Origin of the sequence: Bacillus sp. FSL W8-1143, assembly GCF_037965155.1 — a bacterium.
GTDB lineage: Bacteria > Bacillota > Bacilli > Bacillales > Bacillaceae > Bacillus > Bacillus pumilus.
This window is the reverse complement of sequence record NZ_CP150182.1, coordinates 400,771-420,976: the sequence shown is the minus strand read 5'-3', so window position 1 is coordinate 420,976 and position 20,206 is coordinate 400,771. Positions and strand designations below refer to the sequence as shown.

The window sequence follows — 20,206 nt, the reverse complement described above, 5'->3', positions numbered from 1 at the left end:
CCACTTCCTCCTTGTACCGGTACAGATATCATGTTCTCTTATTGTACACTTTAGATGATCCGATTACGATAGAAGAACAGAACCGGTCAATTCAACTGAAGCATGCATGCTTGTATAAGGAGTCAAATTGTGGACATTTCAAAACAGAAAGCGTATGCTGCCGCGATAGGCTACGCCACGATCATTGGTTTTTCATTTTTGTTTGTCAAAGTTGCATTAGAATCAGCAAATCCGATTGATTTATTGGCACACCGCTTTACAGTTTCTTTTGCAGCCGCACTATTGCTTTATCCATTTTTACGAAAGAAGATCCGCCTCTCCATTCAATGGCGTGATCTTCTCTACATCGTACCGTTTTCCTTGCTTTATCCTGTGTTGTTTTTTGCTTTTCAAGTATGGGGGCTGATGTATACCTCTTCGTCAGAGGCTGGTATTATTCAGGCAACGATCCCCATTCTGACGATGGTGCTTGCCGCGTGGTTTTTAAAGGAACGCGCGACATGGATCCAAGTGCTGTTTACCATTCTTTCAGTGTGCGGGGTGATGCTTCTCTTTGTCATGAAGGGAATTGATGTGAAGCATTCACACATGATCGGCTATGGACTGATATTACTTTCAGCCTTATCCTCCAGTGCATACAGTGTATTTGCCCGAGTGATTACACGGCGCTTCCATGTGATTGAACTCACTTTCGTGATGACATTCTTTGGATTTGTCTTCTTCAATGCCGCTGCGCTCATCCAGCATTCAGCAAACGGGACAATGCCGCAATTTTTCAGCCCATTTACACAACCATCCTTTGTATGGTCAATGCTCTTTTTAGGCATTCTTTCATCACTTCTCACGGCATATTTATCAAACTATGCCCTTTCTCAGCTTGAAGCGGCAAAGGTCAGCATCTTTAACAATTTATCTGCGTTTATTACAGTTGCCGCTGGGGTTCTCATTTTACATGAAACAATCGATTGGTATCATCTCATCGGAGGTGTGCTGGTCATTGGCGGAGTGATTGGCGGGAATGTGGTGAAGCGGAATTCATAAGAAAAAGCGGTCCCTTTAAGGAGGACCGCTTTCTTTTAAAGTTTCATTAATTGTTGTTTGCTTGCAACGTCAATCACATGTCTCATCTGTTCTGCGAAGGGCTCGAGGTGTGTGTTGATATACATGTGCCCTCCTTCGAAATTGGTGCGTTCGATGGTTTTTGCCCATGGCAGCCAGCCATTTGCATCTTTCATGCATTTTTCATCTTTTGTTCCATTGAATAAATAAACGGGTGTTTCGATGATGGATTGATCTTTGTGCTGGAAGGTTTCCAGCGCCTGATAGTCTGCACGTAAGGACGGCGTAAAGTAATCCATCATTGGTTTGTTCTCTAATAATTCCTTTGGAATCCCGCCCATTTCGGCAATATGCTGAACAAATGCTTCATTCGATAAATGGGTCAGGATCTGTCGTTTTGTTTGCGGCGGCTGAATAGCCGAGATCACGACTGCTGCAGGATCGATTCCTTCCTTTTCTAGCAGCTGAGCCAGTCTATACACAACAAGTCCTCCCATGGAATGTCCGAACAGGATAAACGGGCGGTTCAAGTTGCCCGAGAGCCCTTCTTTGTATAGCTCAGCCAATCGGTCAATGCTCGTTTCGAGCGGCATGAGATTGGTTCCATGACCTGGGGGCTCTGCTGCTGTTACTTCGGCAGTGCCTTTTAGCTGTTCAAAAAGCGGGCGGTACGAGGCGGAATAACCGCCTGCAAAAGGAAAACAAATAAGTTGAATAAGGTCTGATTTTTTTTCAAAGGTTTTAAATAAATGGTTCATATGTTCTTACCCCTTTATCATCGTTTGAAGAATCCGTGCCAGTTCATCTGCCTGCGGCCTTTTCATCATGGTGACATGGTCTCCTTTGATGTGATAATACGAGCATGATCCTTTCGTATAAGCCTCCCAGTCTGAGAACTTCTTCTGAAAATCAATGGCGTGATCACTGCTTTGTACAATATAAAACGGCACATCGAATGGTTCTTTTTCTAATTCAATGGCTTGTGACATGATTGTATTATGCGTTTGCATTTGCAAATATTTATCTAAATACTGATCATTCATAAATTGATGAACCACTTCATCCTTTTCTGCCTCTTTGAGTATTTTTTGCTTCACTTCTTGGAAGCTCAGCCCTTGTAATGCTTCTGGCTGGATGCCGACAAGATTCCCCATTCCAAGGACAAGCGCAAGCATTTTCACTTCTTCTTCGTTCATATCCGCATGGAGCGCCTGATCTGCCTCATCTCTTAACACAGGGACGGTATCTAAAATGATGAGTCCTTTCGGCGCTTTTCCTGCATGGCAGAGCCGCTGATTCATTCCGTAGGCAAGGTGCCCGCCCATTGAATGCCCTGCTAGATAGTCAACACCAGGTCGATAGAAGGTCTCAATGGCTTCAACAAATATGGACACAAGCTCTGTGTAATGGAGGAATTGCGGTTCTTCATCCTCATATAAGCCAGGAGACTGCAAGGCGTACACAGCGCCTTGATGTGTCATCAGCTTAGCCACATCGATATAGCCCATCACCGTTCCACCGGCAGGCGGTGCAAAGAAAATCCTCGGTACGGCTGGATCGCCTTTTTTCAGCTCAATCACGTAGTCCTTTGGAGACCTTTCTACGTGCTCTCCGGCCTCTGGCATTGCGTCCACATGTGCGGCTAGCTGAGCCGGCGCTGGATGCATGAAAATCCATTTTGGATCCACACGAATCCCCTGTTCTTTTAATTTGGCAACAGCTTGGATACTCATAATTGAATCGCCGCCTAAATCAAAAAATGAGTCATGTATGCCTACTTGTTTGACACCAAGCACGTCCTTGAAAGCTGTGACAATCAGCTGCTGTGTTTCGGTGACTGGTTTGTCATCCCCTTGAGAAAGAGAGATCGTTTCTGCTGGGTCTGGCAGTGCTTTTTGATCAACCTTTCCGTTTGTTGTGACTGGCATTTCGTCCATTACAATAAAGTAACTTGGAATCATGTAGCCTGGCAGGCTTTCCTGTAAAAATGCTTTCCAGCCTGAAACAGGATTCTCTCCGTCTGTGACAAGGTAGGCCGCCAGCCGTTTTGAGCTGCCATACGTTTTGGCGATGACTGTACATTCTTTTACTTGTGGATGCTTGAGGAGAGCTGTCTCTATTTCTCCACATTCAATCCGGTAGCCTCTAATTTTCACGAGGTTGTCTTTTCGGCCGAGATATTCAATGGTGCCATCTGAACGCCATGTACCTAGATCACCTGAACGATACAGCCTGTCTCCCCCTAGTTCAGGGAATGGATTGTCTATAAACCGTTCATGCGTCCGCTCTGGATCATGAAGGTAGCCTTTTGCCAGCCCTGTGCCGCCGATGTAAATTTCTCCTTTGACGCCTGCTGGCACTGGGTTGAGCGCATCATCTAGTATGACAACAGTTGAATTCGATACTGGGACACCAATCGGAACTGACCTTGCTTCCTCTGGCATGTGCATGACTTGATGTGTTGTGGCTAAGGTCGTGTTTTCTGTTGGGCCGTAAGCATTGATGAGTACACCCTCCATATGTGGCAGTGCCTTTCGTGCATGCTCACTGGACATCGCTTCTCCGCCAACGAGTAATGTGCGGTAGCCTGCTACACTTTTTGGATCGTGCTCCACCAGCCGATTGAATAAAGCGGTTGGCAGACAGTTGGCTGTCACTTGATGCACTTTGATCAGCCGTGATAATTCATCCATATTCAGTGCGGCATATTTCGGAATCAGAATGAGCTGACCGCCATTCAGCAGCATGCCCCACAACTCAAATGTAAAGGCATCAAAAGCATAGTTTGAGAGCTGAAGCATCTTATCATCTGGACCTAGTTTTATATAGTTTGTTTTTCGAACCAGACGGACAACTCCTGCATGGGGGAGCATGACGCCTTTTGGTGTACCTGTTGAGCCTGATGTGTAGTTGACATAGGCTAACTGGTCTTCTCCAATGATTGATTGTTCTCTTTGATACACTGCATCTGTTACTGGTAATGGCTTGTCCATCTCAATCTTTGTACCTGTAAAGTCTACTAGACGCTCTATTAAATGAGACTGAGTGATGATCACATCACTTTGCGTATCGCGAACAATGAGGCGGATTCGCGCATCTGGATATTCTGGTGACATTGGAACATATGCAGCACCAGATTTGACAATGCCTAGCACTGAGACAATCATGTCAAAGGAACGATCAAAAAGCATCGGTACAAGTGAACCTGGTCCAACTCCTTTTGATTGCAAGTAAGCAGCAAGCTGTGTTGCCTTCTCATCCAACTCTTGATACGTCATGTGCTCTTCCAAATAAGACAAGGCAATGCGGTGCGGATCACGCTGCACCTGTTCTTCAAACAGCTCTTGAATGGTGCGCTTTGGATATGGCGTAGCCGTTTGGTTTTTCCCTATGATCATCGCAGCCTGTTCCGCTTTGTCCATTAAGCAATAATCAAAAAATGTACGTTCAGGCTGAGCTGTCATACCATCTAGCAGATGAAGATAATAATTCATATAACGATGAATGGTCTCTTGATCAAATAAATCTGTATTGTATTCCACATGGATCGACAGCTGATCCCCCTGTTCAAATACATGTAAGGTGAGATCAAATTTAGACACTGTATGATGAACCATCACATGTTCACTTGTCAGCCCTTTGAGATTGACATGGAGCGAATCTGTTACATAACCCATCGCCACTTGGAAAATAGGCGATCGACTTAAATCTCTATCTAATGAAAGATCATCGACAAGCTTATCAAATGGATAACGCTGATGCTCGAAGGCTTTTAATGTCATCTCCTTCACGTTTTCCATGACATCAGCAAACGTATCTGCTGTGGAGATATCCTGTCTCAGCGCGAGTGTATTCACAAACATTCCAACAAGCTTCTCTGATTGCTTGGCACCTCGCCCTGCGATCGGCGAACCAATGATGATATCTGTCTGTCCGGACAGCTTGTGAAGCAGGACGTAGTACGCTGACAGCATCGTCATGAACAGTGTTGTGCCCTGCTGCTTGGACAAAGCCTGCAAACGGCGGATAAGCGTATCTTCCAAGACGATTTGCTCTGTAGCGCCGTTAAATGTTTGAACTGGCGGGCGAGGACGGTCAAACGGCAACTCTAACACCGGAAGATCACCTTGTAAATGATCGAGCCAATAGGCTTGGTCTACTTGATGATGCATTACTTGCTCATTTTCCCAATGGACATAATCTGTCCATTCAATTTCCAGCGCTGGGAGTTGCGGCGCTTCATCTGCAAGCAGCCCGTCATATGCCATTTCTAACTCCTGAATGAGCAGACTGAGCGACCATGCATCTGAAATGATATGATGCTGCGCGCAAAGAAGATAAAATTCTTCATTGCCCATATCCACAATCGTCCACTGCGCAAGAGGCCCTCTTTCTAAATCATAAATGCGGTTCGCTTCTTGCTGAATAAGCTGCTTGAGTCTTCTCGTTCTTGTTTTTTCATTAAATAATGAGAAGTTCGCAACAGTGACGGATGGCGGAAGGTCTTCACGTATCAGTTGAACTGGCTTGCCACCAAGCGATTGAAAAGTTGCGCGTAGTGCTTCATGACGTTTCGTTAAGAGACCAATCGCTTTTGTTAACGCTTGAATGTGCAGTTGTCCTGTCAGCTTCCAAGCACCTAATATATTGTAATGATGGCTCTTTTCCAATGTGGATAAGAACCAAATACGCTTCTGAGCATGTGACAGTTCATAGCTTGTTCGCTTTTCCAACTTTGGAATATTGGCTTCCTGAACAGCAGGTGCCTCTTTGATGTCATCAACCATTTGCGCCAAATGTGCCAGATGCTTGCTTTCAAATAATATTTTTAAAGGCGCCTTGATTGAAAACTCATGATTGATCCGAGAAATGGTTTGAGTCGCCTTTAATGAATGTCCGCCAAGGTCAAAGAATTGATCCTCTTTGTACACACGATCAACGTCTAAAATGTCCTCCCATATGGCAGCAAGCATTTGCTCTGTTTTCGTTTCTGGCAATTGTTTTTCAAGGGGTTGTCCATTTTTGTGATGATTAAGCTTAACGGCTTCATGATCAATAGAGCCATCTAGTTTTTTCGGTATTTCCTGTACTTGCTGAATATCCCAGTCACCTTTTGTTCCGCCTGCGATATCTTCCACATGCACTTCTTTGCCAGGCTGAACTGTGTAAAAAAGCTTTTTCTCAAAAGTCGGTATTGGCGCTGGCTGAAGATACGCTGCGATTTCTGGATTGGCTCCATCTAGTCCGATAAATAGATGCGCTTCATTCAGCCGAGCACCTAGACATAATGAATGGAGACCTTGCTTCTTTCCAATCAATTGAAATCCCTTGCGGACGGTAAGGGCTGCGCCGGTATGTCCCTTAGACAAACCGAGATTATCCCACATACTAAAGTTTAAAGAGATCGCCCGTCTTCCTTCTTGAAAGGTGAGCGTGTGCGCAAGCCCATCTAAAAAGCTGTTGGCCGCAGAGTAAGCCCCGAATGTTGTACCGCCAAAAAAGCCATTTACTGATCCAAAAAAGACGAGTGGTACTGCCGGATCATGCTTGAAGGCTTCCTGCAGGACAAACGCTCCGTCTGCTTTCCCTGACAGTTCCTTTGTAAAATCCTCTTCTGACGTATGCGCCAATGTATACTTATCTGTATGCTGAAAATGCTCTGATACATTGCCAGCACCGGCTAAATGCAGCACACCCCGGATGGTTTGACCAAAATGTTTTTCTGCTTTGTAAATCGCCCGCTCCATGTCAGCTAAATCGGTCACATCCGCTTGTACATAGATAACGTCACCGAGACTTTTTAGCTGTAAGAACGCTTCTTTCTTTTCCAAGCTGTCTTCCAAAGAAGTCCTTCCAATCAATACAAGCTTTAGGCCAAATTGGAGCATCTGCTTAGACAGTTCAAATCCAATACCGCCGAGTCCTCCGGTCAGCAAATAAAGTCCTTCATATTCTAAAAATCCTTCTGTTTGAGGTGCGTTCATCATATTGACTTTTTCCAGCTTTGGTACGAGCCTGTGCCCTTTTCGGTATGCTACCTCTGCTTTTATATGAATCGCCGACAGCTCATCAGCAATGTGCTTTGCATCCTGCTCCACTTGCTCCGCTTCAATATCAATATGGGACACCTCTGCTCCTTCCCATTCTTGCGGGATGGTTTTTAATAAACCAACGAGCGACGTTTTCTCCACATGAAGATCGTCTTCAGGGCTTACAAATTGACCACCCTTTGTCACCACAACAAGCCGGACAGGCTCTTTGTTTTCTTGCCTCCATGCTTGATACAAGTACAAAATCGATTGATTGGACCTCGCATGCATTTCTGTGAACTGCGCAGGCTCAACAATGGCTTCTTTGTCTGCCACATTCCACAAATGGAGTATGCACCCTGTCTTTAATTCATCTGCTTCAAGTGCTGCAACGAGCCTGACATAATCCCCCTTGATTCTCGGGTTCATCTGGTACATCCCTTTGGAGAGACGCAAAAATTCATGTCCTTTTTTCACAGAAACATAGGGCTGATTTCTTTTTTCAAAATGGGCGTAAAGTGATTGGTAAAGCCCTTTTTCATCCTCGAAAACGAGTACATGATCAGCAGCAGGCTGAGACGGACCAATATGCTCCTTTACCCAAGTGCGTTTGAAAAACCAATCTGGCAGTGTTTGTTCATTTTCAGAAGCAAGGTCCAGTGCCCTTTCAATGTCACGGAATATCCCTTCTTTTAGCGCCGCGCCTAACTGAGCACGTTGGATCTTTCCACTTTCTGTTTTCGGAAATTGGTCTTTTTTCACTGGAATGATGTGATCGGGCTCTATGCCAATTTTACGAATGATGGCCTCTCTAATCTGCTGAATCATCGTGATTTGTTCCTCTAGCGAATCCTTTTGTGTGACAAAGAAGACGGCAAGCGTGTCGTTGCTTGATTCGGGATTGTAGATGCCGTACGCAGCGGCAAAGGTGACTTCCACCCCGTCCACCTCTTCCACAACTGCTTCAATTTCGTAATTCAAATAGTTGGCTCCATTGATGACAATGATATCCTTTTCCCGGCCTGTTAGAACAAGACGCCCTTCGTGGATAAATCCTAAATCCCCCGTGTGAAACCAGCCATTTTCCGCAAATACCTCTTGATTGGCTTCCTCATTTTGATGATAGCCCATCATAATCGTCGGACTCTTCACCTGCAAGCGCCCGACCTGATCTTCTGGCAGCACATGATGATGCTCGTCTACAATCCGAATCCATACAGACGGAATCGGTGCACCGACTTCGGTAAACGTCATTTTGTGCGGATGATCTTGCGCCACGTATTGAATTTCACCTGTTAACGAAGTCTGATCAATCGTCAGCTGTCCATCCTGATCACCATGCCGCATGAATTTCTTTGATTGAACAATGGCTGAGGATGTTTCAGACATGCCGTACGCCGGCACCATCGCATGACGGCTTAATCCGTGCTGGCCCATCATATGCATGAAGCGCTGCGTCACTTTTGGCACAACCGCTTCGGCTGCATTCATGATATAAGTCAGTGTGGAGAGATCCCAGCTCCCCTTGCGAATGTCGTCCTCATATTCATTCATCATCGCAAAAGCAAAATTCGGTGCCCATGTCCTTGTGACGCCGTATGTTTCTACCCAATCCAGCCACACCATCGGCCGCTCGATAAATTGATCGATGGATGGACTAATCTGCTGGCAGCCAAAGTAGACGTCATGCACATGAAACATGACAATGCCTCCTACATGATCAAGCGGCATCCAGTTAAGCGACACATCCTCATGCGTAAAGCCATTTGTCTGCTCAAAAGAGATGATTCGAGATAAAATACTTTGATGGTTGTGACGAATACACTTTGGCACACCCGTACTACCTGAAGAGAGCAGCTGAAGCACAGGCTCATCTGGCTCTGGCTCATAATGCTGTTCATCAGGTTCACACGAGAGCAATGTTTCGATTGTTAAAATAGGTATGTCTTTTGCCTCAAATGACTCACGCAGCCCAGCAATGTCCTCAGCACTTGCTTCATTCGTCATAATAAACGGTTCATTTTGCAGCCGAAACACGCCTTTCAGCTTGTTCACAGCTTGATTCGTTTCATCATAAACAGGCGGTACAGAAACCGGAGTCGGAATGATACCACCGAGAATACAGCCCCAAAACGCAGTGATGAAATCTTGATGATCTTTCAATTGTAGTAACACTTGATCGCCGTTTGTCAGGCCTGCTTTCCTTAAACCAGACAGAACCCGTTCTGCGTTTGTGAGTAACTCAGGATAGGATTGGGTCAACGTGCACCCGCCTTCTTTGATGTAGGTCACCCCGCGGTCAGGTGACATAAAGGCTGATCGAATCAACACCTCTGTCAGTGTGACAGGTGTGCCTGGTTTTTTGATGACATCCCCGCCATACACAAGTGCAGGCGGCTTTTCATGACAAGATGCTTGCTTTGTTTCGCCCTCTTCATCCTTCGAGATCGATTCGTTCCCTTGCGCACGCTGCCGATTAGGAAACAGATCATCTAGGTGATAAGGCGTTTGTTTTTCTGTCTGACTTTCAATGAGAGCAGCCGCTTCCTCTACTCCATCTATAGCTTTCGTACGATCTTCTATCTTTCTCAAACTCTCTTCATCAATGATGTCAATCGAAAGCAGTGCTTCTGTATCGACCGCTCCACTTTCTGTCCTTGGCAAGGAAGGCAATAAGACGAGAGCGGCTGGCACTTCATCAGGGTGAAGCGCGCCTGTCATTAGATCCTCTCTTGCTAGCGAAGGGTCCTTCGCCTGTGCAAATAGCACAAGCGAGAGGCTACCTTCTTCATTTTTCTTCGGGATGAATGCACATTCCTTTAACGGAAAATGAAGCATCACGACCTGTTCTAATGCTTTGAGATCGATTCGTTTTCCGTTGATTCTGACGATATGATTTGCTGCATGTCCTTTTCTTCTACTCATTAACATCGTTCTTCTCCTCCTACACCCAATCCAAAATCTGAATCTTGTTTTTTTCAGTCCAAACGCCGACATCCCCTGTCGGATAGAGGTATTCGCCAGTTTGATGTTTGAATGGATGCGGAATTTTATGCGTCTCCATCCAATCGGCAAGCTCTCCGCAAAGTGCCTTGATATCCTTTGCACCGATAAAAATATCTCCAGGAAATCCTACCGGCATGAGCTGATGCTCTTCGCTCAGAACATAGATTTCCGTCTCACACGAAGGATCATGAATAACTGAATAGACCTCTTCTTGATCTGGGTACAGCACGCTGACTTGTGCGTTTTTCGCCCAATCGGTGATCATCCGCTCTTTTTCTTTATTTGTCACGATCGTGAAGGAAGAGAGTGGTGTCTCCACTTGTTCTGTCATGGCTTCAAGTGTATGGACCAGCTGCTGCATCAGCGATTGTATTTGTTTTTCTTTATATTGATTGAAGCGGTATGTGACCCGAAGCTCCAGCGTATCTCCCGGGACAGCCACAAGGGTCAGGTCATAGTTGGTTTCTTCATGACTAGCTATGTCTAAGATCCGTACACCATACGGCTCTACAGATTCAATCGGGTAGTTTTCAAACACGACAATGCTGTTAAACAATGATTCTCCATTCGGAATTTGGGTCATCTGCTGAATATCTGGGAGTACGGTATACTCGAATTCTCGCATGTGAAAAACCGTTTCCTGCGTCTGCGTAAGCAGTTCGGCAATGGTCCTGTCTGGTGTGATCGGCAAACGAAGCGGCAAGGTGTTAATAAAGAGCCCTGTCATGCTTTCAACCTCTGGTAAGTCCGCCGGCCGGCCAGATACTGTGACACCGAACACGACATCCTCTGAGCCTGAATGAAGGTGCAAGAGCAGACCCCATGCCGCCTGAATCAATGTGCTCATCGTGACCTTCTGTGTCCCTGTCATTTTGTCCAGCTTCTGCTGCATTTCAGGCGTCAGTTTGATACTAATTTGATCAATACCTGCTCCTTCATCCGAGGCTTGCTCTCCGTCTCCTGGAAGTGGTGTGGCTTCCTCTACTCCTGACATGTAATGTTTCCAGAACTCTTGTGCCTTCTCTTGATCCTGCTTTTGCAGCCACTCAATAAAATCTTTGTATGGACGCACAGCAGGAAGGTTCATCTCTCGTTCATCCACAAGCGAGCGATACATTGAAAAGGATTCCTCAATCAAGCCGAACAGGCTCCAGCCATCAATTAAAATATGATGAAAGCTAAAAACAAACGTGCAAGTTTTCTCGTCACGATGGAATAAAGCGATACGAATGAGCGGTTCAGCCGTATTTTCCAAATCAAAATCCTTTGAACGATCGGATTGTAAATAACGCTCAATGGTTTTCTTCTGATCCATTTCACTCAGGTGGCGCACATCGTGCTGAGTGAGGTGAATGCTTCCTTCTGATTGAATCAATTGGACAGGCTCCTTTAGCCCCTCCCAAGCAAATCTTGTCCGTAAAATCGAATGACGTTCCACAAGCAGATTCCATGCTTTTTCATAGGCTTCGCCGTCCGTTAAGCCTTCGAGTGTCATATGCACCTGACCAAAATACGCCTGTGATGCTTGATCTAACAGTGCATGAAACAGCATCCCTTGCTGCATCGGAGATAATGGATACACATCTACCACATTGTCTGGAAGCTTATCTATTTGCTTTTGCGTCAGCTGGACCATTGGAAAATCAGATGGCGTAAAGCCGCCTTTTGCCTCTACACAATGCGTCAAAATGCCCTCCATTTTTTCTTTAAATCGTTCAGGTAACTGACGCACCTCTTCCTCCTGAAGCAGTTCACAATTGATCATAAAATTCATCTGAAGCTGACCACTGACAACGTACCCGTACACATCGATCAAATGCTGTCTTTCTGCTTTTGGGTCATGTACATGTCCATTTCGTTCATCTGCTATATACAGATTTGCCTCACCATCTATTTGATCTAATTGTCCAAGGTAATTAAAGCTCACCTGCGGCGCTGCCGTTTTAAGTAAACGAGATGCTGTCATGTATTGAAGTAAGCCATAGCCGATCCCCTTTTGCGGCACAGCTCTTAAGGTTTCTTTGACATCTTTAATTTGTCTCTCAACATCGGTTTGAATAAAAGGAATAAAAATAGGATAAGAGCTTGTAAACCAGCCGACTGTCCGTGACAAATCCATCTGTTCAAATAAATCCTCGCGTCCATGCCCTTCTAACGTAATCAGTAGTGGCTTTCCAACAGCTTGCGCAAGTGCTGACAGGAGTAAATCGTTGACCTCTGTTCGGTACGCTTGTGATGCGTGCCTTAGTAAAATGTCTGTTTGATCCTTCGTCAATTGAACAGTCAGGATCTCTGCATGTTCTTCTATATTGAAAAGCGCAGGTGGTTGAAAAGGCGAACCTTCTTCCTCTTGATTCATGATCTTTTCCCAAAAAGGAACCTGCTCTTGTAATTGATCGGTTTGTGCATATTCATAGAGTGCCTCTGCCCACTGTTGATAGGAAGCGGTTTTCTTTGCAAGCGTGATCTCCTGCCCTGCCGCAGCCTGCTTTAACCCATTTAATACATCTTCCTGTATGATGCGCCACGATATTCCATCCATCACAAGATGGTGGGCTGCGATAAAGAGTTCAGACGTACGATCACTTGTCTGAAAAAGAATGGCTTTGATCACTTCTCCCCGCTCTAATGACAATGTTCCTTGACGAGCGCTTGTCTCCATGCGGATTTGCTCTAGTGCTTCCTCGTGAGAAACATCCGTCAAATCAAAGAAAGTGACACAAGGAATGATGCCAGGCGCACGAACGGTTTGAATCCATGTACCGTCTGCTGCTTTTGTATAAATAGCTCTCAGCATATCGTGATGATCGACAAGCTTTGAAAGAACTTGTGTTAACTGCTCGGGTTGTATCGATTGCTTGAATTCAATATGCGCTGATAGATTCCAATAATCTTGGTTTGTCATCGATTGTTCAAGGAACCAAGATTGGATTGGAAGCAGACGAACATTTCCTGTAACAGGTGATTGATCATAGGACACAGATACATCTGCTTTTTTCATAGCGCGTGCCAGCTGTGAAATGGTCTGTTTTTCAAATACATCTCTCGGCTGTATGATGTAGCCTTCCTGTGCTAGGCGTGCCACCATTTGTATGACAATAATAGAATCTCCGCCAAGCTCAAAGTAGTTATCATGAACACCGATTGAAGGAGTGCCAAGAAGCTGAGTCCACACCTTTTCCAGCACCCGTTCTCCCTCACTGAGTGCCTGATCTGCTGGTTTGTCTGCTTCTTCCTGTCTCCACACTGGCGGCGGGAGATGCTTTTGATCTACCTTGCCGTTTGGCGTGAGCGGCAGTTCCTCGAGCTCTATGAATAGGCTCGGTACCATATAATCTGGCAGTCTATCTTTTAACTTGCGTCGAAGGTCTTGCTGAGTCCATTCACCTTTTTGGACAAAGTAACCGATCAGGCGCTTATGACCACTCTCGTGCTGATGCGGAATAACCGCACATTCTACGATGTCTTCAACACTCAGCATAGCGGCTTCAATTTCTCCGCATTCGACGCGATGTCCGCGTATTTTCACTTGATGATCCATTCTTCCAAGGCAGTCGATGATGCCATTTGGGAGCCAGCGGCCCATATCACCTGTTTTATATAAACGCTCTCCTTTATGGAAAGGATGCGGGATAAATGATTGCGATGTTTTTTCTTCATCTCCAAGGTAGCCGAGTGCCAGCCCTGTTCCGCCAACGTAGATTTCTCCAATGACACCCTGCGGAACCGGCTGCAGCTGGTCGTCTAATACATAGGCTTGTGAATAAGCAATTGGCTGACCGATAGGAACGGTCGTCTGCCCTTCGTCTAATGAACGAATGTGATGCACACAGGAGAACGTCGTATTCTCAGTTGGTCCATAGCCGTTTAAAAGCCCTTCCGGTAAATACGGCAGTGCCTTGCGGATATGAGCAGCTGAGAGCGCATCACCACCGACCAATAATGCATCGAATCCAGATAAAGCTTCTGGATGTTCTTCTGTCAATCGGTTGAACAGCGGCACCGTCAGAAATCCTGTTGTGATCTTGTATGATGTCAGTGTATCAGCCAGTGTATCCATTGATAAAACTGTATTTCGATCGGTCAGGATCAGTCTTCCCCCGTTTAGCAGGGCTCCCCATATTTCATACGTAAAGGCATCAAAGGAGAAGCTAGCGATTTGTAAAATACGTGTATGTTCATCAAGGGTGACATAATCTGTTTCACACACAAGCCGGATGACTGCTTGATGCGGGATCAATACCCCTTTTGGCTGTCCAGTTGATCCTGAGGTGTAATTGATATAAGCGAGTCCATCAGGTTTTAAGGCAGCAGGTATGAGTTCTGCTTCTGATAAAAATTCTTCATATCCTTCATCAAGACAAATGAGTTCGGTTTGACTGATGGACACCTTTTTCAGCCATTTATTTTTTGTCAGTAACAGCTGAATACCTGTATCCCTCAGCATATAATCAATGCGGGCATCTGGATATTCAGGATCAATTGGCACATAGGCGCCTCCTGCTTTCACAATCGCCAGCACCCCAAGAATCATTTCAGGCGACCTGTCGATGAGCAGCCCTACTGGTTCATGCGGCGTCACACCTCGCTGCTGCAGAGAAGCCGCAAGCCGGTCGACTTTCTCTTGTAACACACGATACGTCCACTGCTCTTCCCCGAATTCGAGAGCGATGGCATCGGGTGACTTTCTCACCTGCGCTTCAAACCGTTCAGTGATGAGAAGCGGGCCTGCAGGCTGATCTGTTTTGCCGCTCCATTCATAGAGCAGCTGATGCTTCTCTTTTTCTGGCAGGTAATTCATTAGTCTAATCGGCTGTGCTGGATTTTCACAAATACGCTCAAGCAGCTGCTCGTAGTACTGAAGGAACCGGTCCATCGTATCGTCAGAAAATAAGTCCACATCATACTCCAGTTTTAGTTGAAGACCCTCCGCTCCTTCAAAAACAAACAGGGATAGATCGAATTTGGCGGTATCGTTATCTTCAATGGCTAAAACAGATGTCGCCTCCCCCATCGGAGAAGCCTCAAGAGGCAGATTTTGCAAAACGAACATGACCTGAAACAGCGGCTGTTTGCCAGCCTCACGTACAATATTCAGCTCATCTACGACCATCTCAAACGGCACATCCTGATGCGCATAAGCGCCCATTGTTGTTTCTTTCACCCGTTCTAATAGGTCAGTGAAAGCAGGATTCCCGCTATGATCGATCCGAAGTGCCAGCGTATTGACGAAAAATCCGATGAGCTGCTCCATCTCCGTCCGATTTCTCCCAGCAATGACTGACCCAATCACAAACTCATCCTGTGAAGACAAACGGTGCAGCAAGGTAGAAAAGGCAGTCAGTAACGTCATATAAAGGGTGCTGTCTGTTTTTTTAGAAAGAGCTGCCAGCTGCTCAGACAGCGACTGCGACAGGTGGTATTTTTTCGTTTTTCCCTTGTAGGATTGAACGGCTGGCCGCGGGTAGTCATATGGCAAAACCAAATCTTCTACAGGAACAGCAAATTGCTCCTTCCAATAGGAAACCTGCTTTTGCAGCGTCTCTCCAGTCAAATACTCCTTCTGCCATAGGGCGTAATCCGCATATTGTATTGGCAGCGGCGAAAGATCAGGCTCTCTCTTGTCAATCATCGCTGTATACCATTCAGACAGCTCTCTTGCGGCAATCCCAACCGACCAGCCATCTGACACAATGTGGTGAATGGACATCAGCAGCAAATGATCTGTTTCCGACAGGCGAATCATTTTTACCCGAAAGAGCGGATCATGCTCTAAGCGGAAAGCTGTGCTTGCCTCTCTTTTTGCCCACTCAGCCGCTTTTTGTTCTTTTTCTTCCTGTGACGTCAGATCTGATAGATCCACCACTTCAAGCTCTGGAAGGGTCATATGCTCATGGATGATCTGCACCGGTTCATCGCCGCTCATGGTAAAGGAAGTTCTAAGCGCCTCATGCCTTTGCACCATTTGCTGAAGACTGCGCTGAAGCACCTTCACATCTAAAGATCCATTCACCCGAAAGGAAATTGTATTATTGTAAAATGGCAGATCAGGCTGTAATTGATAGAGAAACCACTGTCTTTGCTGGGCATAGGACATCGGAATCTTCTGCCCCTTTGCCATTTTCCGCACCTGTACCGCTTCATCCACTTTTGCATGCGAATCGATCCATGCCGCTAATTCCCCAAGTCTCGTATGCTCAAAAAGAACAGCGAGAGGCACATCAAACCCCATTTTTTGTCTCACCGCAGACAGCATTTGCGTCGCCTTGAGCGAATGACCCCCGAGTAGAAAGAAATGATCACCACAGCTGATATTTGAGACATCAAGCAGTTCGGACCAAATGCTTGCCAAATGTTTCTCCGTCTCCGTTTGAGGCGCTCTGTCCTCGGCTTCCTGGCCACTTTCCTCAATGAGTGCTTTAAAATACGGTTCATCCGGCATGCCATCCTCTGATTCTTTCCAATATTCCTCAGGAAATAGATGGACGGAATATTCACCAGATAGATGAGACTGCAAAGACGTATAAATGGACTGATACAGCCGTTCTTCAATGGCTTTTGTTTTGTCGGTTTTGAAAAAGACATATACGGCTTTCTCTGTTCGGCTCTTCGCATGGAGCATCTCTTGAATGTCCTGCTTCGACCGATCTAATCCCATATAAATGAGAGGTGCATCTGTCATCAAACATGCCAGCATCGTCTGCAAGCCCGCCCGCTTCGGAATCGGAAGATAGCCTCTTTCTTTTAACATGCCTTTGATCATCGAACCCTCGCTCATGCCGATCTCATCCCACATGCTAAAGCTAAAGCAGTAAGGCTTCACGGTAGATGTCAGCCTCTGATAATGAGCAAATTGTTCAACGAACTCATTGGCAGCGCAATAAGCGCCTACGGTCATCCCGCCCTTTAACGTTCGAGCTGATGAGCTAGAAAGAAATAAGACATTCTGACGTTTAGAAGCCGCTTCATGAAGCGCAATCGTGCCATATACCTTTGCTTCGTACATCGCATGTAAGGACGCAGACGACATGTCCGCAAGCAGCTCTTCTTGAATGATGCCAGCGAAATGAATCACACCATGCAGCCTTTTTCCATGAGCCACCTCTTGTCTCGAGATAAGGGCTTCAAGGGCTTTTGCATCCGTCAAGTCCACTTCTTCATAATGAACAGTGCCGCCGCGTTTTTCCGCTTGTTTCTCAAGTGAGGTCAATACGTCTTGCTGCTCCGCACTTAAAGCTTCTCGTGCCTTTCTTCCAAGCAGCACAAGATGCGCGTGATAGGATGTTAGAAGATGTTCACTTAGCATCCGTCCTATTCCGCCAAGCCCGCCCGTCATCACGTAAAGCCCGGATGATTCAAATGGCGGTTTTTTCCTCTTTTGTTCCCTTTCCAGATGAAGCGGCGCTATAAGAGGAATATAACGAACACCTCCGCGATAAGCAGCGACATGCTGACTTGTGCCATGGATGAGCTCTGTCATGATCGCCGATACATGAGAATGACCAACCGATTCTGTGAGAGAAAAATCAAGACATCGCACCTTGATAAACGGCCATTCATGCTGAACAGCTGTCATCAATCCCGCTGTTGTTGCTTTTTCCACATGATGTACTTTGTCTTCTGGCAAATTCATCGCATGAGCGGAGACAAAGGTCATCTCTACAGGTTCCTCATAGGCGGCGATCGCTTTTGTTACATACAATGCACTCATGCTGCCAGCTTTCTGTGCTTCCTTCGCTATTTCCGCCTGTAATGTGTCTTTCTTGTTTGTGTAGTTCCAAAGGTGAATGATTTGTTTCACCGAAACGCCATACGAACGGAGCGTCTCAAAGAGTTGTTCGTAGTCTGACGGCCGATTCGGGTGGATGATGAAGTGAGTGGGTGTGAGTTGTGTGAATGCTTGACCCGGTTCAACCGTGATATAGGTTTGTTCATGGTTTGAGAGGAATTTCAATTGATCTGCCAGCCCTAACTCATCTGCAAAGATCACCATGTCCCCTTCTGTTTGCTTTTCCGTTTCATGAAGCGGAGCGGGTGTCCACTTCTTTTGATAACTCCAATCAGGCAAGGTATGTTCATTTTCAAGTCTGATGTCCAGTTCCTTAATGATTTCGTCGAATTCTCCTTCCTGCCACCTTGTCTTGAGCTGTGCCCTTTCTATTTTTCCAGAGCTTGTTTTCGGAAAGGCATGCTTCTGGACAGGAATAATCCTTGATGCATAAAGACCCATTTTTGTCGCAATATGGGTTTTAATGTGCTGGCTAGCCCTCATGATATAAGCAGGCTCATACAGCTTCGGTGTAAAAAAGAGAACCAGTTCATCGGATGCAGATGCCTCCATTCGCACGGAGCAAGCAGCCACAAAGCTTGTTTCTACGCCGGGTACTTCCTCTGCCATGGCTTCAATTTCATAGTTGTGATAATTTTTCCCGTTGATGATGATCATGTCTTTTTCTCTGCCAGTTAATGTCAGCCTTCCTTCATGCAGAAAACCTAAATCACCCGTGTGGAACCAGCCCTCTGTTTGAAAAACCTCTTCATTCGCTTCGTCATTCTTGTAATAGCCCTTCATTGTCGTCGGCCCTTTGATTTGCACGCTGCCAATATGATCTTCAGGAAGAAGCTCATGCTCATGGTTGACGATACGAATCGTAATACCCGGAATCGGTTTCCCGAGCTCTGTAAAGCTGACGGTTCCAGTTTCGCGTGCCTCTGCTGGTCTTAGCTGCTCTGTCAGCGATGTTTCCTCAAAGGTCAGAACCCCGCTGTTTTCATCTCCCCGCTCAATCGCAAAAGAGAAGACAACGGCTGATGAGATTTCTGACATGCCGAAAGCTGGTCTGATGACGTCTCCTTTTAAGCCGTGCGGTGCGAGCAGGTGTAAAAACCGGTGAATCGTCTTCGGCACAACCGCTTCTGCCCCATTGATCATACAAGTCATAGCAGAAAGATCCCACGATCCCGAAGAGATTTCTTTCTCATAATCATTGATCATCGCAAATGCGAAGTTAGGTGCCCATGTCTTCGTTGCACGATAGCGGTCCATCCAGTCAAGCCAGCGCAGCGGCTGAGCGATGAAGTCATCTGTTCTTGCTCGAATTTGCTCACAGCCTGTGTACACATTGACAAGATGGAACATGACAATGCCGCCAATATGATCTAATGGCATCCAGTCTAACGAGACATCCTCTTGTGTAAACCCATTGGCTGCAACTGTTCCTTTGACATTCGCCAGCACACTTCTATGAGAATGCTCTACGCATTTGGGCATCCCCGTACTTCCAGACGTTAAGATAAAAAAGACGGAATCATCGGGCGTGACTGGGTGTGCTTCTAGATCTCTTTCTAAAGTAAGCATTGGTTCAACGGCTGCCACACGTAATTGATCTGTATGCCACAGTAAAGCCAAGCCTTGCACCTCATCAATCAGCGAGTCATCCGTGAGAATGAGCGGATGCTCCAGCAGGTCCCAAGCGTGATGAAGCTTCTTCACTGAGGCATTCATTTCCCGATAGGTCGGGGCTGCCGACACAAGTGTTGGGACAAATCCGCCTAACACACATGCCCAAAAAGCCGTGACCATCGCATGATTCGATGAAAATTGAAAGAACACAGGATCTCCTGGCTCAAGCCCTAGTGCCCTTAAACCCGTCAACACCCGCTCGGCATCCTCCTTTAACTGCGCGTAGGATTGCGTGAGCTCGTTTTCACTATTGATGATATAAGTCAGCCCATTTGTTGTTTTGGCTGCCTCAGTTAGAGCGTCCTGCAAGGTTTGAGCTCCTGCACGAACATCTATATCCCCTCCATAGGAAATGGCTGGGGGCATGTCCGCTAAAGCAGGTGAAGCCATTTGCGTTTGTATCCATTCAGCTGCGGCCTCCTGCTCCATGTGTTGGTCTAGAAATAAATGAGAGAGGTGATATGGCCGTGGTCGAATGGTTTTTTCACGAGAAAAAACAGCGAAGCGTTCGATTTCGTTGGTTTGTAAAATGGTTTTCTGTACATCTTGTAAAATCGTATCCATTGATTCATGTACATTCGATTGATTAATGGTTGATGGTTTCATATGAGTTCCTTCCCTTTTTTGTCAGGCAGGGCTGCCAATGTGC

At 46.1% G+C, this 20,206-nt stretch carries 4 protein-coding genes; 1 reads left to right on the top strand and 3 read right to left on the bottom strand.

Translation table 11 applies throughout. The features are described from left to right. Positions 1-129: 129 nt before the first annotated feature. Positions 130-1,041: a DMT family transporter gene (locus NSQ36_RS02060; RefSeq protein WP_339206610.1), complete on the top strand. Its 912-nt coding sequence runs from the start codon at positions 130-132 to the stop codon at positions 1,039-1,041. A gap of 35 nt (positions 1,042-1,076) precedes the next feature. Here the strand turns inward: NSQ36_RS02060 and NSQ36_RS02055 are convergent, their stop codons facing one another. The 3 genes from NSQ36_RS02055 to NSQ36_RS02045 are packed head-to-tail and all read right to left on the bottom strand — an operon-like array spanning position 1,077 to position 20,163. Next, a complete protein-coding gene (locus NSQ36_RS02055) occupies positions 1,077-1,817 on the bottom strand; it encodes an alpha/beta fold hydrolase (RefSeq protein ID WP_050945481.1) in 741 nt (246 codons plus the stop codon). A gap of 6 nt (positions 1,818-1,823) precedes the next feature. Then, a complete protein-coding gene (locus NSQ36_RS02050; RefSeq protein ID WP_339206608.1) occupies positions 1,824-10,019 on the bottom strand; it encodes an amino acid adenylation domain-containing protein in 8,196 nt (2,731 codons plus the stop codon). A 13-nt stretch (positions 10,020-10,032) separates the two neighbouring features. After that, a complete protein-coding gene (locus tag NSQ36_RS02045) occupies positions 10,033-20,163 on the bottom strand; it encodes an amino acid adenylation domain-containing protein (protein WP_339206607.1) in 10,131 nt (3,376 codons plus the stop codon). Positions 20,164-20,206: the final 43 nt, after the last annotated feature.

Bases quoted from the DNA above. Each gene is read 5' to 3' on its own strand.
- NSQ36_RS02055 (WP_050945481.1), bottom strand. From the start codon at position 1,817: ATGAACCATTTATTTAAAACCTTTGAAAAAAAATCAGACCTTATTCAA.
- NSQ36_RS02050 (WP_339206608.1), bottom strand. From the start codon at position 10,019: ATGTTAATGAGTAGAAGAAAAGGACATGCAGCAAATCATATCGTCAGA.
- NSQ36_RS02045 (WP_339206607.1), bottom strand. From the start codon at position 20,163: ATGAAACCATCAACCATTAATCAATCGAATGTACATGAATCAATGGAT.